Origin of the sequence: Streptomyces sp. NBC_00306 (genome assembly GCF_036169555.1) — a bacterium.
GTDB classification, from domain to species: Bacteria; Actinomycetota; Actinomycetes; order Streptomycetales; family Streptomycetaceae; genus Streptomyces; species Streptomyces achmelvichensis.
On record NZ_CP108032.1, the window covers coordinates 4,754,942 to 4,776,626 of the forward strand.

Sequence of the window (21,685 nt, forward strand, 5' to 3'; positions counted from 1 at the left end):
CGGAGACCTCGGTGCACGGGGTGCGCCGGTCACGTCGGAACCGGTCGCAGAACCCGGCGAAAGGGCTCACCCCTGGGCGTACGTGCTGATCACGAACATACCGGCGGCAGCGGGAAGCCGCCCATGGTGATCGAAAGGCGACCGGATACGCTGACTTGAGTGAATCGAGCGACACATCGACAATCCGTGTGATCGTCAGCAGACAGGAGACCCCCTCGTGAGCGTCGTCGGGCCGTTCGGGCTGAGCGTGCGGGACCAGGCTCTTGAGGCCGATGTCCAGACCGGACTGTCGGCCGTGGAGGCGGGTCTGCTCGATGCCACCAAGAGCGAGGTGCCCTTCATCACGGAGGCCGCGCAGCATCTCGTCCGGGCCGGAGGCAAGCGGTTCCGGCCACTTCTGGTGATGCTGGCCGCCCAGTTCGGCGACCCCCACGCGCCCGGTGTGGTGCCCTCCGCCGTGGTCGTGGAGCTCACGCATCTCGCGACGCTCTACCACGACGACGTGATGGACGAGGCGGACGTACGGCGCGGTGTGGACAGCGCGAACGCCCGCTGGGGCAACTCGGTCGCCGTCCTGACCGGCGACTTCCTCTTCGCCCGGGCCAGCCACATACTGGCCGACCTGGGTCCGGAGGCCGTACGCATCCAGGCCGAGGCCTTCGAGCGACTGGTCACCGGCCAGATCCTGGAGACGGCGGGCCCGCGCGACGGCCGTGACCCCGTGGAGCACTACCTCGACGTCATCGGCGGCAAGACGGGCTCCCTGATCGCCGTCTCGGGCCGCTTCGGCGCGATGATGTCGGGTGCCGACGAGGGTGTCGTGGACATCCTGACCCAGTACGGCGAGCGGCTCGGCGTGGCGTTCCAGCTGGCCGACGACGTCCTCGACATCGCCAGCGACTCGCACGAGTCCGGCAAGACGCCGGGCACGGACCTGCGGGAGGGCATCCCGACGCTTCCCGTGCTGCATCTGCGCGCGCGGGCCGAGGCCCAGGGGCTCCCCGAGGACCTGGAGCTGGTCGCGCTGCTGGAGAGCGACCTCTCGGACGACGAGCTGCACGCCGACGCGCTGCGCCGGCTGCGTGTGCACCCCGCGCTGGAGCAGGCGCGGCGCGACACCGTGCGCTACGCGGAGGAGGCGCGGGCGATGCTCGCGCCGTTGCCCGAATGCGATGCGAAGGCGGCGCTCGTGGAGCTCTGCGACCTGGTCGTGCACCGAGCGGGCTGACGCACCCCGCCAGATCCCTCCCCACCTGCACAGACGCCCGAGCGGGCGGCGCTTCGACGCGCCCGCGGGCGATACCCGTACCTCGACGGGGAACCGGTAGACACCCGCGTGCACCGGCGGACGGGTGCCTGCGCCGCCTCCTCGCGGGTGTGACCGGCATCACAGAATTGGATTGGGTCCAATCCGAGATCCGCTCCGTACGCCAGTGCAGAAGCTGACGCACAGGGCGTTGGCATCGGTACGGGGAGACTTGCTGATGAAGCGCACCAAGACCGTCCTTGTCGGTACCACCGCCGTCGCCGCCGCCGCGGGCGTCGCCCTCGCCGTCCTGCCGGCCTTCGCGGCCGACGGCGACGGCTCCTCCGCCCACCGCTCCGCCGGGCAGGGCGGCAGCGGTTCGGACCTGGCCGTCCAGAGCGGTTCGGGCGGCTCGGGCAGGGGGAGCGCCTCGCTCTTCGTGGCGAGCCTCAACGGCGCCAACGAGGTTCCGGTGCAGGGAGGGCCCGCCGTCGGTGACCGCGACGGCGCGGCGCTCCAGTTCGTCGAGGTCCGGAGGGACAAAGTGTCGGTCGCGGTGAAGTTCCGCGGCACCGACAAGCCGACCGCCCTCCACATCCACCAGGGTGCGAAGGGCACGAACGGAGGCATCAAGATCGACTTCACCGGGCTGATCGGCACGGGCCGGACCGGGGCCGCCGGCTGGACGGGAGCCGTCACCGGCAGCGTCAAGGTCAAGGACAAGGCCGTGCTCGACGCGTTCAGGACGGACCCGAACGGCTTCTACGCCAATCTGCACACCGCGGCGTTCCCCGGCGGCGCCGTCCGGGGCCAGTTCCACAAGGTGACCGGGTCCTTCCCGTTCGACCGCGCCCTCGGCAACGTCCAGGCGTCCGTCGTCAAGGGCCGGCAGATCTACGAGTGCAAGAAGTCCGCCGACGGCACGCTCTCCTTCCAGCAGCGCGATGTCCGGGCCGTGCTGGGCGGGAACATCGCCCACTCCTTCATCGCTCCCAACTCCGGTACTCCGCAGTGGATCGCTCCCGACCGCAGCGCCGTCACCGGTGCACTGATCAGCAGGACGCCGAACGGCGAAGCGAACATCCCCGAGCTGGACCTCAAGGCGAGTCGGTCCGGCAAGAAGCGGGGGCTGTTCGCCCACACCCAGGAGATCTTCCGGCTGAACACGGTGGGCGGCGTCGCCCCGGCCGGCAGCTGCGACCAGGGTGCGATCGTCGGCGTCCCGTACGGCGCGGACTACGTCTTCGTCCAGAAGTAACAGGACCCGGACCGGCACAGCGGACAAGAACTTCCGCACAGCTCTTGCGTCAAGGGCTCGGCGCTTCCCCTACTGGATGGGGGAGGCGTCGCGCCTCTGCGTCATCCCAGAGCAGTACGACAAGTTGCTCCCGGGGTCTGACGCCTGAGTGCGGCCGATTTGGTCAGATTGGTAGTACCAGGCCTGACCAACCACGGAGGTAGGGCACACCATGGCACCGAACGACAGCGCACAGACCACCGAAGAGGCCAAGGACCTCGCAGTGGGCCGCCGCAAGGCCGCTCGCTACATCGTCCCGGTCGCGGTGGCCGGGGTGGCGGCGGCGACCATCGGGCTCGTCCCGGCGCTCGCTGCATCCGGTGACCCCGATCTGCCGAAGATCAGCGCGCAGGAGCTCATCGAGAAGATCGCCGCATCGGACACCCAGCAGCTGTCCGGCACCGTCAAGGTCAACACGGACCTGGGCCTCCCGGACATCGGCGGTCTCGCCGACTCCTTCGCGCCCAAGGGCGGCGACCGCGGGAACGAGCAGGGCTCGTCCGCCGCCCCCGACGGCAAGCTGATGGAGCTCGCCACCGGTTCGCACACGCTGAGGGTCGCGGCCGACGGTCCGGACCGGCAGAAGGTGTCGATCCTGGAGGACGCGGCCGAGTACAGCCTGATCCACAACGGCGACGAGGTCTGGGCCTACGACAGCGCGACCAACGAGGCGTACCACTCCAAGGACGCGGCGAAGGGCGCCGCCGAGGAGCACGGCAAGGACCAGGCGAAGCCCGAGGATCTGCCGTCCACGCCCAAGGAGTTCGCGGACGAGGCCCTCGAGGCGGCCGGCGACACCACGTCCATCACCGTCGACGGCACCGCCCAGGTGGCCGGCCGCGACGCCTACCAGCTGCTGATCAAGCCCAAGCAGAGCGGTTCCACCATCGGCTCGATCAAGGTGGCGGTGGACGCGAAGACGGGCACCCCGCTGAAGTTCACGCTCACGCCGAGCGGCGGGGGCAAGGCCGCCGTCGACGTCGGCTTCACCAAGGTCGACTTCTCCAAGCCGGCCGCGTCCACCTTCGACTTCAGCCCGCCCAAGGGCGCGAAGGTGACCGAGGCCGACGAGCTCGGCAAGGACCAGGGAGCCCCGAAGCCCGAGAAGGACCTCAAGGGCTTCGAGGAGTTCCAGGGCCTGAACGTCATCGGTGAGGGCTGGACCTCCATCGCGAAGATCGAGGGACCCGCCGGCGAGGGCTCCGCGGCCCCGAAGGAGGGTGACGTCCCGCCGGAGGCGCAGGGCTTCCTGGACGCCCTGGGCGACCCGGTGAAGGGCAAGTTCGGCTCGGGCACGGTCTTCAAGACCCGGCTCGTCAACGCCCTGATGACGGACGACGGCACCGTGTACGTCGGAGCGGTCACCAAGGACGCACTCGTGAAGGCAGCCGACGCAGGCAAGTGACCCGGGCGAGGGCATGACGCCCGATCGTGGTTGTCGCCCGCCCCGCCGTACGCTCCGTACGGTGGGGCGGAAGCCTGAGCGAGTGAACGGGGGCCGGTATGGCAGCTGTGATCGAGACGCACGGACTCACCAAGCGCTACCGCGGCGGCCAGCTCGCCGTCGACCGGCTCGACCTCGCCGTGCCCGCGGGCAGCGTCTTCGGCTTCCTCGGCCCCAACGGGTCGGGCAAGACCACCACCATCCGGATGCTGATGGGCCTCATCGAGCCCACCGCCGGCAGCGCGACTGTCCTCGGCGGCACCATGCCGCGTGCCGTACGGACGGTCCTTCCGCATGTGGGCGCGCTGATCGAGGGACCGGCGCTGTACGGGTTCCTGAGCGGCCGGGACAACCTGGTGCGGTACGACTCCGCCGACCCGAACGCCGATCCCCGCACCCGCGCGGCCCGCGTCGCCTCCGCACTGGACCGGGTGGGGCTGACCTCGGCCGCGGGAAAGAAGGCCAAGGCGTACTCCCTCGGTATGAAGCAGCGGCTCGGGCTCGCCGCCGCGCTGCTCCAGCCGCGCAAGCTCCTGGTGCTCGACGAGCCCACCAACGGCCTCGACCCGCAGGGCATGCGGGAGATCCGCGCCCTGGTCCGGGCGCTGGCCGCAGACGGCACCACGGTCTTCCTCTCCTCGCACCTCCTCGACGAGATCGAACAGGTCTGCACCCACGCGGCCGTCATGGCGCAGGGACGGCTGCTCATCCAGGGCCCGGTGGCCGACCTCGCCGCCGGGGCCAGAGGCCGCCTGGTCGTCCTCACGCCCGACACGGGCGACGCCGCCCGCCTTCTCAAGGAGCAGGGAGTCGCCGGGGTGAACGTCGAGGACGAGCGGGTGACGGGCGAGCCGCCGGGGCCCGGTGTGGACCTGGCCGAGCTCAACGCCGCCCTGGTCGGCGGCGGGGTGCGGGTACGGGGGTTCGGCGTCGAGCGCGCCTCCCTGGAGGACGCGTTCGTCGCACTGACCGGAGAGGGATTCGATGTCGCAGGCTGAGGTGATCGGGACGGGCGGGACCGGCGGTGCCGATGGCTCCGACCGCCCGGGAGCGGCTGCCGGACCGGACGCCGGACCGCGTGCGCTGTGGACCCTCGGGCTCTTCCGCTCCGAGCTGTTCACCACGCTGCGCCGCTGGCGGACGCTCGCCCTGCTGGCCGTGCTGGCCGCCGTACCGGTACTGATCGGCATCGCGGTGAAGATCGAGACCGGCGACGGGGGCTCCTCCGGCGGAGGCGGCGGCGAGGGACCCGCCTTCATCACCCAGATCACCAACAACGGCCTGTTCCTGGTCTTCGCCGCGCTCGCCGCGACCCTGCCCGTGTTCCTCCCGATGGCGGTCGGGGTCGTCGCGGGCGACGCCATCGCGGGCGAGGCCAACGCCGGCACCCTTCGCTATCTGCTGGTCGCACCGGCGGGCCGGACGCGGCTGCTCCTCGCCAAGTACGCGACCGTCCTCACGTTCTGTCTGGTGGCCACCCTGGTGGTCGCCGCGTCCGCGCTCGCCGTCGGCGCGGTGCTCTTCCCGCTCGGTGATGTCACGACGATCTCCGGCACCACCATCTCGTTCGGGGACGGCCTGCTGCGGGCCGCCCTGATCGCGGTCGTCGTCGCGGCCTCGCTGGCCGGACTCGCGGCCCTCGGCCTGTTCGTCTCGACGCTCACGGGCAGCGGCATCGCGGCCATGGCGACCACGGTCGGCCTGCTGATCACCGTGCAGATCCTGGACACGATCCCTCAGCTGGACGCGATCCACCCATATCTCTTCCCGCACTACTGGCTGTCGTTCTCGGACCTGCTGCGGGAGCCGCTCTACTGGGACGAGGTGCAGAAGAACCTGGGCCTTCAGGCGCTGTACGCCGTGGTGTTCGGGTCCGCTGCCTGGGCGCGCTTCACGACGAAGGACATCACGGCGTAGGCACCGCGGCCACGATTCCCGAAGCCGGGAGGCGCACGACTCACGTCACCGCGGCGAAGAACCGCTTGGCGTCCCCGACGGCCGCTTCGTCGTTCAGGACGTCACCGGGCCGGGAGCCGTTGCCGAGGAGTACACCGCCCCGCTCCATCTTCAGATAGGCGGCGATGGTGTCGAGCGTGCCCACCAGCGGGTCGGCCGCCGCGCGGTCGGCGTCGGCGAGCGCGGTCACGCCCCACAGCGTGCGTCCCGCCATCCGGGCCCTGAAGTCCACGCCCGGCACCCGCATCCAGCCCGACCAGTGGTCGAGGTAGCGCTTGGTGGAGGTCGAGACGGTGTACCAGTACAGCGGTGAGGCGATGACCAGGTCGGTCGCCTCCAGAGTGGCGTCCAGCAGGGTGGCGCCGTGCCCGGTGGGCGCGGGATAGGCGCCGTCGTCCTCGTGCCGTGCGTCCTCGAAGTCCGGCAGTGGGAGGTCGGCCAGATGGAGCCAGCGCTGCTCGGCGCTCGCGGGAAGCTGCTCGGCCGCGAGCCGGGCCAGCGCCTCGGTGTTGCCGTCGGTGCGGCTGCTGCCCAGCAGGAACAGGAACTTCCGGGTCATCGCGTTCTCCCCCTCGTACCGCTCGTACCGCGGACAGCCGTCCGCGAACGTGACTGCATGCGTGCGCAGTATATGCACACGCATGCAGTCGGTGGGGGGTGGCGGTCTTCGGGACAGCCGGGTCAGCCGGTCAGAAGGTCAGCTTCCAGCTGTTGATGTAGCCCGTGTCCTGCGCGGCGACGTCCTGCACCCGCAGTTTCCAGGCGCCGTTGGCCGGCTCGCTCGACGCGTTCACGGTGTAGGTGGCGACGACGTTGTCCGCCGAATCGTTGCTGCTGGAGTTCTTCAGCCGGTACGCACTGCCGTCGGGGGCCACCAGGTCCACGACCAGGTCGCCGCGCCAGGTGTGCCGGATGTCGACGCCCACCGAGAGGGCGGCCGGGGCGTTGCCGGTGCGGCCGGTGACGTTGACCGTCGAGGTGACGGCCGCGCCGTTGTCCGGGATCGCCACGTCGGCGGTGTTCTCGTACGCCTCACCGGGCGGGACGGTCGTCCCCGTCGAGAGCGTCCAGACGGCGTGGGCGAGCGCGTCGCTGTTGCGGTCCAGGGCGGTGTCGTTGATGTTCGCCGTGGTGTCGCACGAGGAGTGGTAGCAGCGGTCGAAGGCCTGGCCGGCGGTGCCGCCCCACTTCTGGACCTGTGCCGCGGTCTTGGTGCGCCCGGCTCCGGTGAACAGACCGCCGACCGGTATGCCCACGTTCTTGAACGAGGCGTGGTCCGAGCGGCCGTCGCCCTCGGTCTCGATCTCGGTCGCGACGCCGAGGCCGGCGAAGTAGTCCTTGAGGACCTTCTCGATCGCCGGGTCGTCGTCGTAGACGAAGTAGCCCGGGTTGGGCGAGCCGATCATGTCGAAGTTGAGATAACCGGAGATCTTCGAACGCTCGGCGGCGGGAAGGTTGTTGACGTAGTACTTCGACCCGACCAGGCCCAGCTCCTCGGCGCCCCACCAGGCGAACCGCAGATGCTTCGTGGGCTGCAACTGGGCGCGGGAGACGGCGAGCGCGGTCTCCAGGACGCCTGCGGAGCCCGAGCCGTTGTCGTTGATGCCGGCACCGGAGGAGACGGAGTCGAGGTGCGCACCGGCCATCACGATCTGGTTGGCGTCGCCGCCGGGCCAGTCGGCGATGAGGTTGTACCCGGTGGCGCCGCTGGAGGTGAACTGCTGGATGGACGTGGTGAATCCGGCCGCGTCCAGCTTCGCCTTCACGAAGTCGAGGGACGCCTTGTAGCCGGCCCGGCCGTGGGCGCGGTTGCCGCCGTTGGCGGTGGCGATCGACTGGAGCTGGGTGAGGTGCGCCTTGACGTTGGCGAGCGGTATGTCGGGGGCGGCCAGTGCGGACGTCGGGGCTGCCGGCGCGGCCGGTGCCGCCGTGGCCGCGGGAGCGGCGGAGGCGAGCAGACCGGCCAGGGCTATCGCGGCGGCCGCGGCCGTGCGTCTGGGAAAGGCGGAGAACTTCATGTGGGGGCTCCGGATTCCGTACGGGGACATGACGGAACGTGCGAGACGCCCCGGAACGGCTCGTTCCAGGGCGTTGGAGCAGTGGCGCTGAACAGTAAGGAGAGCGATGCGGGCGCGTGGGCATGCGGTGGTGATGCTGCGGTACGGGTGGCGCGGTGTGCGTGCTGAGAGTTCAGCGAGACTTTGACCTACCGTCAAGGGCGGAAATCGGTCAGCCGCGTTCGTATATAGGACTTCGACTCCGTCACGGAACGGCCAACGCCGCGGCGCCTTTCGGGCACAACTGCCGCACGGCGGGCGTCAACGGTGTGACAGGGGTTCAGGCTGTGGCCATCGCCGAGCAAGGGTGCGCCGTATGAACCTGGATCCGTTCCTGCTGCTGGACGCCGCGATCAGGTTTCTGCTGCCCGTGGGGGTCGCCACGCTGTTCGCGACCGTGGCCGCGATGGCCCTCCTCGTCGGCATGTTCGCCCTGCTGACACGGCGCGCGCGCCGGCGGTACACGGCGGCGGAGGAGGAGGGCCACGGGCTCGACTTCTTCACCTGGCGGGATGGGGACTAGAGCCTGCCCGGCGCTCCCCGAACGCGGTCCTACTCCACGCAGAACTCGTTCCCCTCGGGGTCCGCCATGGTCGTCCACACGCCGATCGGCTGGTCCTGCCGGTAGAGGACGGTCGCACCGAGCCCCTCCAGCCGCGCGACCTCCGCCTCGCGCTTCTCCGGACCCATGTGCAGGTCGAGATGGAGCCGGTTCTTGACCGTCTTCCCCTCGGGCACGCGCTGGAACAGCAGTCGACGGCCGAGACCGATGTCGGTGTCCTTCTCGAACTCGTCGTCCGGATGCCGGACGGCGGTGTAATCGAGCCAGGCGTCCCGGCCGTGGGCCTGGGTGGTCGAGCCGTCCGGCAGCTGTCCGGCTTGCCGCAGGCTCTCGATCAGCGCGCTGTGGTCCTCTCGTCGGTACTCCAGCGCCGCGGCCCAGAAGTCGGCCTGCGTGTGCGGGTCGGAGCAGTCCACCACAAGTTTCCAGTGCACGGTCATGTAACCACTTATAATGGTTACATGAGCGAGGCGGCAAGAGGACTGACCCTGAGTACGCCGGATGGGCGTCCCTATCGCTTCGACCCCGGCGCGCTCTGCCTCGAGCTGCTGCCGACCGGAGGGCCGGGAAGCTATGCGCGGTGGGAGGTGCTGCACGAGCCCGCCGACCTGGTGCGCTGGGCGCAGCAGAGCCGGCTGCCCGACGGGCTGGAGCCGGTCGTGACCCCTGACGAGGTCATGGCAGCGCGGGCACTCCGCGACGCCCTGTGGCGGCTGACCGCCGGCCGGATGCGCGGCGGGCCGCTGTCCCCGGCGGACCTTGCCGTGGTCAACGACGCGGCGGCGAAGGCCTCGCCGGTCCCGCGGTTCACCGAGCACGGGGGCCACGGCTGGGTCCCCGGGGCCACGGGCACTCAGTTGCTGTCCGCCGTCGCGCGCGATGTGGTGGACCTGTTCACCGGGCCCTACGCGCATCGCATCCGCGAATGCGGCGCGCACGACTGCTCCCTGCTCTTCGTCGACACGTCCCGGCCGGGCCGCCGTCGCTGGTGCGCGATGGAGAACTGCGGCAATCGCAGCAAGGTCAGGGCGCACCGCGCCCGCCACACCGAATCGGAGGGAGACGAGCGATGACGAGCGAACCGAGCCGTCACGACACGACGGGGCTCACCCAGGACGCGGGCTGGGAGATCGGCGTCTCGAAGACGCTTCCCCTGCCCGTCGCCGCGGTGTGGGACTTCATCGTGAGCCCGGAGGGCGTCGCCCTCTGGCTCGGGAAGGGCGTTGACCTGCCCACCGAGAAGGGCGAGGAGTACGCGACGGACGAGGGCGTCACGGGTGAGCTGCGCAGCTACCGCCCGGGCGACCGCGTCCGGCTGACGTACGGCACGACCACACTCCAGGTCGCGGTCTCCGCGTCGGGCTCCGGAAAGTCCGTCCTCCGCTTCCACCAGGAGCATCTTGCCGACGCGGTGGAACGGGAACGGCAGCGGGCCCACTGGAAGGCCGTGACGGCCGAGGTGGTGCAGGCCCTGGGGGTGTCCTGAGGCTCGGGGTGCGCATCAACGGGTCGCGTCCTCGACCCGCCGTCGGGGGCGTGCCGAGGAGTCGAGCCCGGAGGGCCCCCGGACCCGACGCCGGACAAGGGCCCGCCGCCCCACGTACCCGGCAGCCGCACGCAGGAGCGTCCGGGGGCTCGGGCCTTCGACCGCTTGGGAGGGGGCGTGCAGGGTCGTCCCCGCAGGGGATCGGCGGCAGGACCCGGGTGCGCAATGCAACGCGGCTGTTGGCCGCCGACCCCGAGGAGTCGAGCCCGGAGGGCCCCCGGACCCGACGCCCGACAAGGGCCCGCCGCCCCACGTACCCGGCAGCCGCACGCAGGAGCGTCCGGGGGCTCGGGCCTTCGACCGCTTGGGAGGGGGCGTGCAGGGTCGTCCCCGCAGGGGATCGGCGGCAAGACCCGGGTGATCCATGCAACGGAGCTGTTGGCCGCCGACCCCGAGGAGTCGAGCCCGGAGGGCCCCCGGACCCGACGCCCGACAAGAACCCGCCGCCCCACGACCCGGCAGCCGCACGCAGGAGCGTCCGGGGGCTCGGGCCTTCGACCGCTTGGGAGGGGGCGTGCAGGGTCGTCCCCGCAGGGGATCGGCGGCAAGACCCGGGTGCGCAATGGAACGCAGCTGTTGGCCGCCGACCCCGAGGAGTCGAGCCCGGAGGGCCGCCGGACCCGCCGCCGGACAAGAACCCGAGGCTCAAGCACCCAGGCCCGGGACCTGACGCCCGACAAGAACCCGAGGCTCAAGCACCTCAGGACGTCGGCTTCACCGGAGCCGGAGCCGGAGCCGGAGCCGGAGCGGCAGCCGCGCCCGCCGCCGAACCCACCCCCGACACCCTCAGCGCCGCCTCCCTCGACAACCTCGCCGCCTCCGCCCTCGTCCTCCTCGCCGTCCTCAACGCATCCCACGTCAAGCAGCTCAGCGCCAGCCACACCAGCCCGAAGCCCGCCCACCGCTCCGCCGGCATCGCCTCGTGGAAATACAGGATCCCCAGCAGGAACTGGAACACCGGCGCCAGGTACTGCAGCAGCCCCAGCGTCGACAGCGGAACCCGGATCGCCGCCGCGCCGAAGCACACCAGCGGCGCCGCCGTCACCACACCTGTCGCGGCCAGAAGGGCCGCGTGCCCCACCCCGTGCGAACCGAACGTCGCCGCCCCGTCCGCCCCGAGCCACAGCAGGAACCCGAGCGCCGGCAGGAACTGGATCGCGGTCTCGGCCGCGAGCGACTCCAGCCCCCCGATGTTGACCTTCTTCTTCGCCAACCCGTACGTCGCGAACGAGAACGCCAGCGTCAGCGAGATCCATGGCGGCTGTCCGTACCCGATCGCCAGCACCAGCACCGCCGCGAATCCGGTGCCGACCGCCACCCACTGCGCGGGCCGCAGCCGTTCCTTCAGCAGCAGGACGCCCATGGCGATGGTGACCAGCGGATTGATGAAGTAGCCGAGAGAGGCCTCGACGACGTGGCCGGAGTTCACGGCCCAGATGTAGACGCCCCAGTTGACGGTGATGACCGCCGCGGCGACGGTGATCAGCCCGAGCTTCCGGGGGCTGCGGATCAGCTCCCGTACCCATCCCCAGCGCCTCACCACCAGCAGGGCGACGGCCACGACGGCCAGCGACCACACCATGCGGTGGGCGAGGATCTCCGCCGCGCCCGAGGGCTTCAGCAGGGGCCAGAAGAGGGGGACCAGACCCCACATCCCGTAGGCCCCGATCCCGTACAGCAGTCCTGCCCGCTGTTCACCGTCCGACGTCACTGCCCCTCCCGCCCCTGCGCGCTTCACCTCGTCGAAAGGTACGCGCCGGAGGCCGAGCCTGTCATGCCCGTATCGCCATACGGTCATGACGAATCGGGAGGCGTCCACGACCGCCCGGAACGACGCGGCAGCCACCCGGAACGACGGCGATCACCCGGTAACGACTCGGCGGCCACCCGGAACAGCGCGGCAGCCACCCGGAACGACGGCGATCACCCGTCATCGGTCGACGACTCGCCGGCCCCCGGAACGACGCGGCACCCGCCCAGCACCAGACGGCGCCCCCCGGCCCCCCCATCGCCTCAGGCCGCGGCCAGCGCCGTCCTGACCGAGTCCGCCAGCGGTGTCGTCGGCCGTCCGGCGAGACGCGCCAGGTCCCCGCTCCTCGTGGCGAGCAGCCCTCGGCCCACCGCCGCGTCGACGTCGACGAGGATCTCGGCGAACGGCGCGGGCACCCCGGCCCCGGTCAGGATCTCCAGATGCGCGGCGGCCGGTACGTCGTTGTGGACGATTGTGCGCCCGGTCTGCGCGGACAGTTCCGCCGCGTACTCCGCGAAGGACCACGCGACGTCCCCGCTCAGCTCGTACGCCTGCCCGAGGTGCCCCTCGCCGGTCAGCACCGCGGCCGCCGCGGCGGCGTAGTCGGCGCGGGCCGCCGAGGCGACCCGGCCCGTGCCGGCGCTCGCGACGACGGCGCCGTGGGCGAGGACGGGCGCGAGCTGCTCGGTGTAGTTCTCGGTGTACCAGCCGTTGCGCAGGAAGGTGTACGGCAGACCCGAGTCGAGGATCAGCTGCTCGGTGATCTTGTGCTCGGCGGCGAGCAGGAAGTCGGCGGCGGGTCCGCCGAGGACCCCGGTGTAGGCGAGTTGCGCGACGCCCGCGGTCTTCGCGGCCTCGATCACGGCGGTGTGCTGCGGTACGCGCCTGCCCACCTCGCTGCCGGAGATCAGCAGGACCCGGTCGCCCGCCCGGAAGGCTTCGGTGAGCGTCGCGGGCTCGTCGTAGTCGGCGATCCGCAGTTCCACGCCCCGGGCGGCGAGATCCGCGGCCTTCTCCTTGTCGCGGGCGACGGCGACCACCCGCGCTGCCGGGACCTTCGCCAGCAGCTCGTCGATGACGAGTCGGCCGAGGGATCCGGTGGCTCCGGTGACGACGATGCTCATGGTTGTTTCCGTTCGTAGGGTGCGTCAGGCTGCTCGCTCACCCTAGGAGGGGTACTAACCGAGGGAAAGTACCCACTTTGGAGTAAGGTACTGGCATGAACGTTAGCTGGACGCCCGATGTGAACGACAAGATGTGCCCCTCCCGCATCGTGCTGGAGCACGTCACCAGCCGCTGGGGCGTCCTCGTCCTGGCCGCGCTGCTGGAGCGTTCGTACCGCTTCAGCGAGCTGCGCCGGACCGTGGGCGGTGTCAGCGAGAAGATGCTTGCGCAGACGCTGCAGACCCTGGAACGCGACGGGTTCGTCCACCGCGACGCCAAGCCCGTCATTCCGCCGCGCGTGGACTACACGCTCACCCCGCTGGGCAGGGAGGCCGCCGAACAGGTGTGGTCGCTGGCGCGCTGGACGGAACGCCGGCTCGAAGAGGTAGAGCGGTCGCGCGCCGAGTACGACGAGGCGAAGGCCTCGCTCCAGGCGGAGCCTGCCTAACGGGCACGGGCACGGGCACGGGCACAGGCACGGGCATGGGCGCCCCAGCCGTGGTGGGCACAGCCGGACAGCGGCCCCAGCACGACCCCATACGGCAGCTCCGGCGAACGGCAAGAGGGGCCAGGGCCCGGCGGCCCCGACCCCTCCGTATGCGCGAGCCGTGCGTCAGCCCCCGACCGTCCAGGTGTCGTTGCCCGCGAGCAGCGCGCCCAGATCCCCCTTGCCGTCCCGCTCGATCGCGGTGTCGAGCTGGTCCGACATCAGCGTGTCGTAGACCGGCCGTTCGACGCTGCGCAGCACACCGATGGGCGTGTGGTGCAGGGTGTCCGGGTCGGCCAGCCGGGACAGCGCGAACGCCGTGGTCGGGCTGGTGGCGTGCGCGTCGTGGACGAGGATCTGCGACTCGTTCGCGGGTGTCACCTCGACCACCGCGAGGTCCCCGGTCGCGGGATCCCGGACGACGCCCTTGGAGTTGTCGGTGCCGAAGAGGATCGGCTGCCCGTGTTCGAGGCGGATGACCGCCTCCTCCGCCTGCTGCTTGTCCTTCAGGGCCTCGAAGGCGCCGTCGTTGAAGATGTTGCAGTTCTGGTAGATCTCGACCAGCGCCGTGCCCTGGTGGTCGGCGGCCTGGCGCAGCACCTCGGTCAGGTGCTTGCGGTCGGAGTCGACGGTGCGGGCCACGAAGGAGGCCTCGGCGCCGATCGCCAGGGACACCGGGTTGAAGGGCGCGTCGAGCGAGCCCATCGGCGTCGACTTGGTGATCTTGCCGACCTCGGAGGTGGGGCTGTACTGGCCCTTGGTGAGGCCGTAGATCCGGTTGTTGAAGAGCAGGATCTTCAGGTTCACATTGCGGCGCAGGGCGTGGATCAGGTGGTTTCCGCCGATGGAGAGCGCGTCTCCGTCACCGGTGACGACCCACACGCTCAGGTCCCGCCGCGAGGACGCGAGCCCGGTGGCGATGGCGGGCGCGCGGCCGTGGATGGAGTGCATCCCGTAGGTGTTCATGTAGTACGGGAAGCGGGACGAGCAGCCGATCCCGGAGACGAAGACGATGTTCTCCTTCGCCAGGCCCAGTTCGGGCATGAAGCCCTGCACGGCGGCGAGGATCGCGTAGTCACCGCAGCCGGGGCACCAGCGCACTTCCTGATCGGACTTGAAGTCCTTCATGGACTGCTGGGCTTCGGCCTTGGGAACCAGGGAGAGAAGACCGGACACCGTCTCAGTCATTGATGGCCTCCTTGAGAGCCGTGGCCAGCTGCTCGGCCTTGAACGGCATGCCGTTGACCTGGTTGTAGCTGTGCGCGTCGACCAGATACCTCGCCCGGATCAGGGTGGCGAGTTGGCCGAGGTTCATCTCCGGTACCACTACCTTCTGGTAACGCCCCAGCACGTCCCCGAGATTCCGCGGGAACGGGTTGAGATGGCGCAGATGGGCCTGGGCGATGGGGATGCCCGCGGCCCGCAGCCGCCGTACGGCGGCGGTGATCGGTCCGTACGTCGAACCCCAGCCCAGCACCAGAGTGGTCGCGTCGTCCGGATCATCGACCTCGATGTCGGGCACCTCGATGCCGTCGATCTTGGCCTGCCGGGTGCGGACCATCAGATCGTGGTTGGCCGGGTCGTAGGAGATGTTGCCGGTGCCGTCCTGCTTCTCGATGCCGCCGATCCGGTGCTCGAGTCCGGGCGTCCCCGGAACCGCCCAGGGACGCGCGAGGGTCTGCGGATCACGCTTGTACGGCCAGAACACCTCCGTACCGTCCGCCAGCTCATGGTTCGGGCCGGTCGCGAACTGCACCCGCAGGTCGGGGAGTTCGTCGATGTCGGGGATCCGCCAGGGCTCCGAGCCGTTGGCGAGGTAGCCGTCGCTCAGCAGGAAGACGGGGGTGCGGTAGGCCAGGGCGATCCGTGCCGCGTCCAGGGCCGCGTCGAAGCAGTCCGCGGGGGTGCGGGGCGCGACGATCGGTACCGGCGCCTCGCCGTTGCGGCCGAACATGGCCTGGAGCAGGTCCGCCTGCTCGGTCTTGGTCGGCAGACCGGTCGAGGGGCCGCCGCGCTGGATGTCCACCACGAGCAGTGGCAGTTCCAGCGAGACCGCGAGACCGATCGTCTCCGACTTGAGCGCCACACCGGGGCCGGAGGTGGTGGTGACGGCGAGCGCGCCGCCGAAGGCCGCCCCCAGCGCCGCGCCGATGCCCGCGATCTCGTCCTCGGCCTGGAAGGTCCGTACACCGAAGTTCTTGTGCTTCGACAGCTCGTGCAGGATGTCGGAGGCGGGAGTGATGGGGTACGAGCCCAGATAGAGCGGCAGGTCCGCCTGCTTGCCGGCGGCGATGAGCCCGTAGGACAGGGCGAGGTTCCCGGAGATGTTGCGGTAGGTGCCGGCCGGGAAGGCGGTGCTCGCCGGGGCGACCTCGTAGGAGACGGCGAAGTCCTCGGTCGTCTCGCCGAAATTCCACCCGGCACGGAAGGCCGCGATGTTCGCCTCGGCGATCTGCGGCTTCTTGGCGAACTTGCTCCGCAGGAACTTCTCGGTGCCCTCGGTCGGACGGTTGTACATCCAGGACAGCAGGCCCAGCGCGAACATGTTCTTCGAGCGCTCGGCCTCCTTGCGGGGGAGACCGAAGTCCTTGAGCGCCTCGATGGTCAGGGTCGTCAGCGGCACGGGATGGACGTGGAAGCCGTCCAGGGAGCCGTCCTCCAGCGGGGAGGTGGCGTAGCCGACCTTGGCCATGGCGCGCTTGGCGAATTCGTCCGTGTTGACGATGATGTCGCCGCCGCGCGGCACGTCGGCGATGTTGGCCTTCAGCGCGGCCGGATTCATCGCGACCAGCACGTTCGGGGCGTCGCCGGGGGTGAGGATGTCGTGGTCGGCGAAATGGAGCTGGAAGCTGGAGACGCCGGGGAGGGTGCCGGCGGGCGCCCGGATCTCGGCGGGGAAGTTCGGCAGCGTGGAGAGGTCGTTCCCGAAGGTCGCGGTCTCCGAGGTGAACCGGTCACCCGTGAGCTGCATGCCGTCACCCGAGTCACCCGCGAAGCGGATGATGACCCGGTCCAGTCGGCGGACTTCCTTCGGCTCCGTGGGCTTCCGCTGCCCGCCGACGAGTGTCGTATCGCCCTCGTCGGCCTCATCGGCGTTCTCGGCTGGGCTACTGACCTGGCTGGTCACTGAACTGGACCTCCCTCGAGGCGGCTGCTCGGGCCCGGCCGGCCCACCGGCCGTCCCACGTGCCACCCTACGACCGTGAGGGTGGCCTTCCCTGGACCGCTCACATTTCGGACGTCCGTGTGAGACGCCGTGGTGCCCTCGTGTGCCTTCATGCGTTCGCCCCCCGAATGCTGGTGGTAAGACGCTCCCCGCTCATTGTTCGGTTCTGGGGCTGGAGCCCCGCTCAATATCTGACAGACTGTCAGACGATTATGAGTTCAAGTAGGTCAGCACCGCCAGAACACGCCGGTGATCCCCGTCGCTCGGGGACAGCCCCAGCTTCAGGAAGATGTTGCTGACGTGCTTCTCGACCGCTCCGTCACTCACCACCAGCTGCTTGGCCACCGCCGAATTCGTCCGGCCCTCGGCCATCAGACCGAGAACCTCCCGCTCACGGGGGGTGAGACCGGCCAGCACGTCCTGCTTGCGGCTGCGGCCCAGGAGCTGGGCCACGACCTCGGGATCCAGTGCCGTACCGCCACGGGCCACCCGCACCACGGCGTCCACGAACTCGCGCACTTCGGCTACCCGGTCCTTCAGCAGATAGCCCACCCCGCGGCTGCTCCCCGCCAGAAGTTCGGTGGCGTACTGCTCCTCCACGTATTGGGAGAGCACCAGCACTCCGATCCCGGGGTAGTCCTTGCGCAGCCGCACGGCCGCCCGGACGCCCTCGTCCGTGTGGGTCGGCGGCATCCGTACGTCGGCGACCACCACGTCCGGCAGCTGCTCCTGCGCGGCCAGCTCCCCGATCGTCTTGATCAACGCCTCCGCGTCGCCCACGCCGGCCACGACGTCGTGCCCGCGGTCGGTCAGCAGCCGGGTCAGGCCCTCCCGAAGCAGCACTGAATCCTCGGCGATGACGACCCGCACTCTGTCCTCCACAGCCCTGAAGCCCCCCTGTCGATCCGCTACCACCCCTGTGTTCACCAGCATCGCAGTATTGGCTCCGCACTGCGGCCAGGCTCTGGGAATAGACGGCAAACGGGGGCGGGGCGTTGAGCGGGTGGGGGTACGGGTCACGGAGGTCTCGGAGGTCTCGCGGAGGGTGAGGGGTGTGGGCCCCGGTGCGCCGGGGGTCGTACGGCGGGAGGGCGGGCTGTACGGGGTGCCGCGGCGGTACGGGGGGCGTTGTCGGCGGTACGGGGCGTGTTGCCGGCGGTGCGGGGGCGGGGTGCGGCCCGCCCCCGGGTGTCAGCCGCGCCAGGGCAGCTCCGCCGTCACCGTGGTCGGGCCTCCGTGCGGCGAGTCCAGGGCCAGGATTCCGTCCACGGCGTCCAGCCGTTCGGCGAGTCCCGCGAGGCCGCTGCCCGCGCTGAGGTCCGCGCCGCCGGTGCCGTCGTCCGTGACCTGTAGCATCAGCCGGTCCTCGGACCGCCAGACGTCCACGGTCGCCCGACGGGCCCGGGCGTGCTTGCTGACGTTCTGCAGCAGCTCGGACACGGTGAAGTAGGCGATCCCCTCTATCGCCGGGGCCGGCCGGGACGCCAGGTCCACGTCGACGGCCACCGGGACGGTGCAGCGGGAGGCCACGGCCGACAGTGCCGCGTCGAGACCGCGGTCGGTCAGCACCGCCGGGTGGATGCCGCGCGCCAGATCCCGCAGCTCCTGGAGCGCCGTCTTCACCTCACCGTGCGCCTCGTCCACCATGCGGGCCGCGGCCTCCGGGTCCTCGTTCAGCTTCTCCTTGGCGAGACCCAGGTCCATGGCGAGGGCGACCAGCCGGGCCTGGGCACCGTCGTGCAGATCGCGCTCGATGCGCCGCAGGTCGGCGGCGGCGGTGTCGACGACGACGCCGCGGTCCGACTCCAGCTCGACGACCCGCGTGGCCAGGCTGGACGGCCCGAGCAGCCCGCCGATCATCAGCCGGTCGACGTACGCGAGGCCGCGGATCAGCCACGCGGTCGCCATGACGACGACCAGGCCCGCGGCGGCGGTCACGCCGATCTCGAACGAGGTGTCGAGGTAGAACTGCGTCCCGGTGCTGTCGCCGTAGAGCGAGATGCCCGGCTGGTCGAGGTACGTGGGGAAGGTCCACTGCCACAGCGGGTACAGCAGCAGGGACCATCCCGTGACCCAGAAGGTGAACGCGACGGTGAACGCGGTGATCGCCCACGGGAAGTGCACCACCGCGTAGAGCAGGTGCCGCCAGGACGTACCGCTCTTGAGGACGGCGCCGACCCACGACATCAGCCCGTTGGTGCGGGGGCGGACCGGCTCGGGGTTGTCCACGTCGAGGCGGAGCAGGGAACGGGCCCGGGTCCGCTCCAGCGCGCCGAAGGCACGGCAGCCGGCCAGGCCGGCGGCGAGGACCGGGATGCCGAGGAAGGTGACCAGCAGGCCGGCGCCGAGCGAGATCGTCACGATGGCGAAGGTGAAGAAGATGATGCTGATCGGCAGGCTCAGCATCAGGTACCCGAACTCACGCCAGGTGCGGCCCTCGAGCGGCGCACGCAGGGCCGCGGGAAGGCTGTGGTCCCGCGTGTCGTACCGGTCGTGCTGCTCCGGTCGGTAATCCGTGGCCATCGGCGTCGTCCGTTCTGGGCTGCGGGCTGTCATGAGAACAAGCCTGCTGCGACGGGAGGGCGCGCACCATGAGGGGGGTTGCCCTCTTGGGCGGGGGGTTTTCCCCACCATGGGGGTTGTGGGGGGTGGGGCTTGGGGTGCGGGTTCTTGTTCAGCGTGGGGTGCTTGGGCGGGGTGTTTGGGCCTCGGGCCCTTTTTCGGCGTCGGGCGCTTGGGCGGGGCCCGGGGTGCTTGGGCCTCGGGTCTTGTGTGGTGCGGGTCCGGGGGCCCTCCGGGCTCGACTCCTCGGGGTCGGCGGCGTACAGCGTTCTGTATTGAGCACCCGGGCGTTGCCGCCGATCCCCTGCGGGGACGACCCTGCACGCCCCCTGCCGGGGGTCGAGGACGCGGCCGGTGGCGGTTGCGGGCACACGCGAACCCGAGCCTGTTCGGGGCGCCCGATGGGATGCGGCGCGAAGCTGTCGCTACGAGGGGGTGTGGGGCGCGGCCCCACAGAAACGCCTCTCTACCCGCGCCTGACCGGGGTGACCAGCCAACGCGGCGGGAAGCTGCCGCTAGCAGGGGCGTGGGGCGCGGCCCCACAGGAACCTCTCTACCCGCGCCTGACCGGGGCGACCAGCCAGCGCGGCGCGAAGCTGCCGCAGCGGGGGTGGCGAGCGCAGCCCTGCACGAATACTCCGGGCCGGGCGGCGTGAAGCTGCCGCAGGAACGGGCCTGGCGGCGCAGCCCATCATGATCTTTCCGCCCGCACCGGACAGGTGCGGTCACCCCGGCCGCGCGGGGAGCCGCAACCCACCAGGGGTGTGGGGCCCAGCCCCGCAGGAGACTCCGGGCCGGGCGGCGCGAAGCTGCCGCAGGAACGGGCCTGGCGGCGCAGCCCATCATGACCTTCCCGCCCGCACCGGACAGGTGCGGTCACCGGCCGGCGGAGCCGCAACCCACCAGGGGGCGTGGGGCGCCGGCCCCACATGAACTCCCTCTCCTCACGCGCACCGGACGGGTGCGCGGGTCCGGGCGGCGCGAAGCTGCCGCAGCGGGGGTGTGGGGCGCAGCCCCACAGGAACCTGTCCACCACCCGCCACGGGACAGGTGCCCGGGCGGCGCCGGCAACCGGTAGGAACGGACTCGGCGCCGCGCAGCTGCCGCAGGCAAGGGGCCTGGGGGCGCAGCCACCAAGACCTTTCCACCCGCACCGGGCAGGTGCAGGCACCCCCTCAGTGCGGCGAGCGCGAACGCCACGGAACTTCCACCGTGACCGTCGTCGGGCCCCCCACCGGCGACTCCAGGACGAACAGTCCGTCCACCGCCCCCAGCCGCTCCGCGAGCCCCGCCATCCCCGTACCGCCGTCCAGTCGCGCGCCGCCCTTGCCGTCGTCCGTGACCTGGATCAGCAGGCGGTCCCGCGTGCGCCAGACGTCCACCGTCACGCTCTTCGCCTGCGCGTGCTTGCTGACGTTCTGCAGCAGCTCGGACACGGTGAAGTACGCGATGCCCTCGATCGCCTCGGCCGGCCGCTCCAGGAGGTCCACCGTCACCTTCACCGGTGCCGTGCAGCGGGAGGCGACCGAGGAGAGCGCGGCGTCGAGGCCGCGGTCGGTCAGGACCGCGGGGTGGATGCCGCGGGCCAGGTCGCGCAGCTCCTGGAGGGCGAGCTTCACCTCGCCGTGTGCCTCGTCGACCATCGCCGCGGCCGCCGTCCTGTCCAGTTCGTCGCCGCTGAGCTTCTCCTTGGCGAGGCCGAGGCCCATGGCGAGGGCGACCAGCCGGGCCTGGGCGCCGTCGTGGAGGTCGCGTTCGATGCGGCGGAGGTCGGCGGCGGCGGTGTCCACGACGACCCCGCGGTCGGACTCCAACTCGGCGATCCGCTGCTCCAGTTCGTCGGAGGGCGAGAGCAGCCCCCGCGCCATCGCGCGGTCGGCGTTGGCGAGTCCGCGTGCGATGAAGGGCAGTACGGGCCACAGCACGAACAGGCTGACCATCATGGTGGAGAAGGTGAGAACCCCCCACGGCAGCCGGATGAAGCAGTACAGCACCGTGCGCCAGGCGACCGGGTCCTTCAGGGTCGCCCACAGGCGGGGGAACATTCCGCCACCGCGATGCATGCCTGACAACGTGCTCGGCTCGTCGATCCGTACGCCGAGCAGCGCCCGCGTCCGCGCGCGCTCCGCCCTGCCGAGCCCGCGCGCCCCCATGAGACCGAGGGCGAGCAGCGGCAGGCCGATGACCGTCACCGACAACAGCACACCGTTGAAGATCAGCAACGTCACGTAGACGAATCCGACCAGCGACACCGGCAGATTGCAGAGGAGATGCGCGATCTCCTTCCAGGTGTGACTGCCGAACGCGAAGTGCGCGGGTGGCGGCCGGTCATGGTCGGATGCGGTGCTGCTCACGGTCATACGGGCCAGCCTGCCGGGCCGCGCCGCCGCGCGCCATGGGGTGGATCGGTGGGATGAAGTAGGGATAACCCCACCCGATGCGCGACGC

Annotated in this window: 19 protein-coding genes; 9 read left to right on the forward strand and 10 right to left on the reverse strand. The window is 70.9% G+C overall.

Translation table 11 applies throughout. The annotated features are described in order from the left end of the window. Nucleotides 1–217: 217 nt before the first annotated feature. The 5 genes from OHA05_RS21195 to OHA05_RS21215 all read left to right on the forward strand — a co-directional run bounded on the left by OHA05_RS21195 (nt 218) and on the right by OHA05_RS21215 (nt 5,904). Nucleotides 218–1,228 carry a polyprenyl synthetase family protein gene (locus tag OHA05_RS21195; protein WP_313944746.1) on the forward strand — a complete coding sequence of 337 codons (1,011 nt, stop codon included), beginning with the start codon at nt 218–220 and terminating at the stop codon, nt 1,226–1,228. 256 nt (nt 1,229–1,484) lie between these two features. After that, nucleotides 1,485–2,504, forward strand: coding sequence for a CHRD domain-containing protein (locus OHA05_RS21200; RefSeq protein WP_328861447.1), 1,020 nt, complete (start codon nt 1,485–1,487; stop codon nt 2,502–2,504). A gap of 211 nt (nt 2,505–2,715) precedes the next feature. Further along, entirely contained in the window at nt 2,716–3,948 is a 1,233-nt protein-coding gene (locus tag OHA05_RS21205; protein ID WP_328861448.1) for a LolA family protein, read from the forward strand. A gap of 98 nt (nt 3,949–4,046) precedes the next feature. Further along, on the forward strand, nt 4,047–4,985 hold the full coding sequence (locus OHA05_RS21210) for an ABC transporter ATP-binding protein (protein WP_313944743.1): 939 nt from the start codon (nt 4,047–4,049) through the stop codon (nt 4,983–4,985). Further along, complete coding sequence (locus tag OHA05_RS21215; protein ID WP_328861449.1) at nt 4,972–5,904, forward strand: ABC transporter permease; 933 nt, start codon at nt 4,972–4,974, stop codon at nt 5,902–5,904. Before OHA05_RS21210 ends, OHA05_RS21215 begins: the two co-directional genes overlap by 14 nt. 40 nt (nt 5,905–5,944) lie before the next feature. Here the strand turns inward: OHA05_RS21215 and OHA05_RS21220 are convergent, their stop codons facing one another. Both OHA05_RS21220 and OHA05_RS21225 read right to left on the reverse strand, forming a co-directional pair. Then, nucleotides 5,945–6,502, reverse strand: a complete 558-nt coding sequence (locus OHA05_RS21220) for a flavodoxin family protein (RefSeq protein WP_313948904.1) — start codon at nt 6,500–6,502, stop codon at nt 5,945–5,947. 130 nt (nt 6,503–6,632) lie between these two features. Then, on the reverse strand, nt 6,633–7,961 hold the full coding sequence (locus OHA05_RS21225) for a M28 family metallopeptidase (protein WP_313944741.1): 1,329 nt from the start codon (nt 7,959–7,961) through the stop codon (nt 6,633–6,635). A 355-nt stretch (nt 7,962–8,316) separates the two neighbouring features. Here OHA05_RS21225 and OHA05_RS21230 point away from each other — a divergent pair, with 355 nt between their 5' ends. Continuing rightward, nucleotides 8,317–8,523, forward strand: a complete 207-nt coding sequence (locus OHA05_RS21230) for a hypothetical protein (protein ID WP_328861450.1) — start codon at nt 8,317–8,319, stop codon at nt 8,521–8,523. 29 nt (nt 8,524–8,552) lie between these two features. Here the strand turns inward: OHA05_RS21230 and OHA05_RS21235 are convergent, their stop codons facing one another. Next, complete coding sequence (locus tag OHA05_RS21235) at nt 8,553–9,002, reverse strand: VOC family protein (protein ID WP_313944739.1); 450 nt, start codon at nt 9,000–9,002, stop codon at nt 8,553–8,555. Between the two features lie 21 nt (nt 9,003–9,023). Here OHA05_RS21235 and OHA05_RS21240 point away from each other — a divergent pair, with 21 nt between their 5' ends. Beyond that, nucleotides 9,024–9,635, forward strand: coding sequence for a CGNR zinc finger domain-containing protein (locus OHA05_RS21240; RefSeq protein ID WP_328861451.1), 612 nt, complete (start codon nt 9,024–9,026; stop codon nt 9,633–9,635). Then, nucleotides 9,632–10,048 carry an SRPBCC domain-containing protein gene (locus OHA05_RS21245; RefSeq protein ID WP_328861452.1) on the forward strand — a complete coding sequence of 139 codons (417 nt, stop codon included), beginning with the start codon at nt 9,632–9,634 and terminating at the stop codon, nt 10,046–10,048. The genes OHA05_RS21240 and OHA05_RS21245 overlap by 4 nt, the downstream gene beginning before the upstream one ends. Before the next feature lie 760 nt (nt 10,049–10,808). Here OHA05_RS21245 and rarD read toward each other — a convergent pair. Both rarD and OHA05_RS21255 read right to left on the reverse strand, forming a co-directional pair. Then, nucleotides 10,809–11,819: an EamA family transporter RarD gene (gene rarD, locus OHA05_RS21250; protein ID WP_313944736.1), complete on the reverse strand. Its 1,011-nt coding sequence runs from the start codon at nt 11,817–11,819 to the stop codon at nt 10,809–10,811. A gap of 302 nt (nt 11,820–12,121) precedes the next feature. Continuing rightward, entirely contained in the window at nt 12,122–12,982 is an 861-nt protein-coding gene (locus tag OHA05_RS21255) for an SDR family oxidoreductase (protein ID WP_313944735.1), read from the reverse strand. Between the two features lie 95 nt (nt 12,983–13,077). Between OHA05_RS21255 and OHA05_RS21260 the strand changes: the two genes are divergently transcribed. Further along, nucleotides 13,078–13,470, forward strand: a complete 393-nt coding sequence (locus OHA05_RS21260; protein WP_313944734.1) for a winged helix-turn-helix transcriptional regulator — start codon at nt 13,078–13,080, stop codon at nt 13,468–13,470. A gap of 165 nt (nt 13,471–13,635) precedes the next feature. On the opposite strand, the gene OHA05_RS21265 is transcribed toward OHA05_RS21260, so the two are convergent. The 5 genes from OHA05_RS21265 to OHA05_RS21285 form a co-directional block, all read right to left on the reverse strand. After that, nucleotides 13,636–14,697: a 2-oxoacid:ferredoxin oxidoreductase subunit beta gene (locus OHA05_RS21265; protein ID WP_313944733.1), complete on the reverse strand. Its 1,062-nt coding sequence runs from the start codon at nt 14,695–14,697 to the stop codon at nt 13,636–13,638. Beyond that, the gene (locus OHA05_RS21270; protein ID WP_313944732.1) at nt 14,690–16,636 is read right to left on the reverse strand and encodes a 2-oxoacid:acceptor oxidoreductase subunit alpha; all 1,947 of its coding nucleotides are present in this window, start codon (nt 16,634–16,636) and stop codon (nt 14,690–14,692) included. Before OHA05_RS21270 ends, OHA05_RS21265 begins: the two co-directional genes overlap by 8 nt. 249 nt (nt 16,637–16,885) lie before the next feature. Further along, a complete protein-coding gene (locus OHA05_RS21275; protein WP_313948903.1) occupies nt 16,886–17,545 on the reverse strand; it encodes a response regulator transcription factor in 660 nt (219 codons plus the stop codon). A 321-nt stretch (nt 17,546–17,866) separates the two neighbouring features. Then, nucleotides 17,867–19,198 carry a sensor histidine kinase gene (locus OHA05_RS21280; protein ID WP_313948902.1) on the reverse strand — a complete coding sequence of 444 codons (1,332 nt, stop codon included), beginning with the start codon at nt 19,196–19,198 and terminating at the stop codon, nt 17,867–17,869. Between the two features lie 1,214 nt (nt 19,199–20,412). After that, the gene (locus tag OHA05_RS21285) at nt 20,413–21,597 is read right to left on the reverse strand and encodes a sensor histidine kinase (RefSeq protein WP_328861453.1); all 1,185 of its coding nucleotides are present in this window, start codon (nt 21,595–21,597) and stop codon (nt 20,413–20,415) included. Nucleotides 21,598–21,685 lie beyond the last annotated feature (88 nt).

Excerpts from the sequence above, each read along its gene's own strand:
- OHA05_RS21210 (WP_313944743.1), top strand. The coding sequence starts at position 4,047 with ATGGCAGCTGTGATCGAGACGCACGGACTCACCAAGCGCTACCGCGGC.
- OHA05_RS21280 (WP_313948902.1), bottom strand. The coding sequence starts at position 19,198 with ATGGCCACGGATTACCGACCGGAGCAGCACGACCGGTACGACACGCGG.
- OHA05_RS21255 (WP_313944735.1), bottom strand. The coding sequence starts at position 12,982 with ATGAGCATCGTCGTCACCGGAGCCACCGGATCCCTCGGCCGACTCGTC.
- OHA05_RS21225 (WP_313944741.1), bottom strand. The coding sequence starts at position 7,961 with ATGAAGTTCTCCGCCTTTCCCAGACGCACGGCCGCGGCCGCCGCGATA.
- OHA05_RS21235 (WP_313944739.1), bottom strand. The coding sequence starts at position 9,002 with ATGACCGTGCACTGGAAACTTGTGGTGGACTGCTCCGACCCGCACACG.
- OHA05_RS21260 (WP_313944734.1), top strand. The coding sequence starts at position 13,078 with ATGAACGTTAGCTGGACGCCCGATGTGAACGACAAGATGTGCCCCTCC.
- OHA05_RS21240 (WP_328861451.1), top strand. The coding sequence starts at position 9,024 with ATGAGCGAGGCGGCAAGAGGACTGACCCTGAGTACGCCGGATGGGCGT.
- OHA05_RS21230 (WP_328861450.1), top strand. The coding sequence starts at position 8,317 with ATGAACCTGGATCCGTTCCTGCTGCTGGACGCCGCGATCAGGTTTCTG.
- OHA05_RS21205 (WP_328861448.1), top strand. The coding sequence starts at position 2,716 with ATGGCACCGAACGACAGCGCACAGACCACCGAAGAGGCCAAGGACCTC.
- OHA05_RS21200 (WP_328861447.1), top strand. The coding sequence starts at position 1,485 with ATGAAGCGCACCAAGACCGTCCTTGTCGGTACCACCGCCGTCGCCGCC.
- OHA05_RS21265 (WP_313944733.1), bottom strand. The coding sequence starts at position 14,697 with ATGACTGAGACGGTGTCCGGTCTTCTCTCCCTGGTTCCCAAGGCCGAA.
- OHA05_RS21220 (WP_313948904.1), bottom strand. The coding sequence starts at position 6,502 with ATGACCCGGAAGTTCCTGTTCCTGCTGGGCAGCAGCCGCACCGACGGC.
- OHA05_RS21285 (WP_328861453.1), bottom strand. The coding sequence starts at position 21,597 with ATGACCGTGAGCAGCACCGCATCCGACCATGACCGGCCGCCACCCGCG.
- OHA05_RS21245 (WP_328861452.1), top strand. The coding sequence starts at position 9,632 with ATGACGAGCGAACCGAGCCGTCACGACACGACGGGGCTCACCCAGGAC.
- OHA05_RS21215 (WP_328861449.1), top strand. The coding sequence starts at position 4,972 with ATGTCGCAGGCTGAGGTGATCGGGACGGGCGGGACCGGCGGTGCCGAT.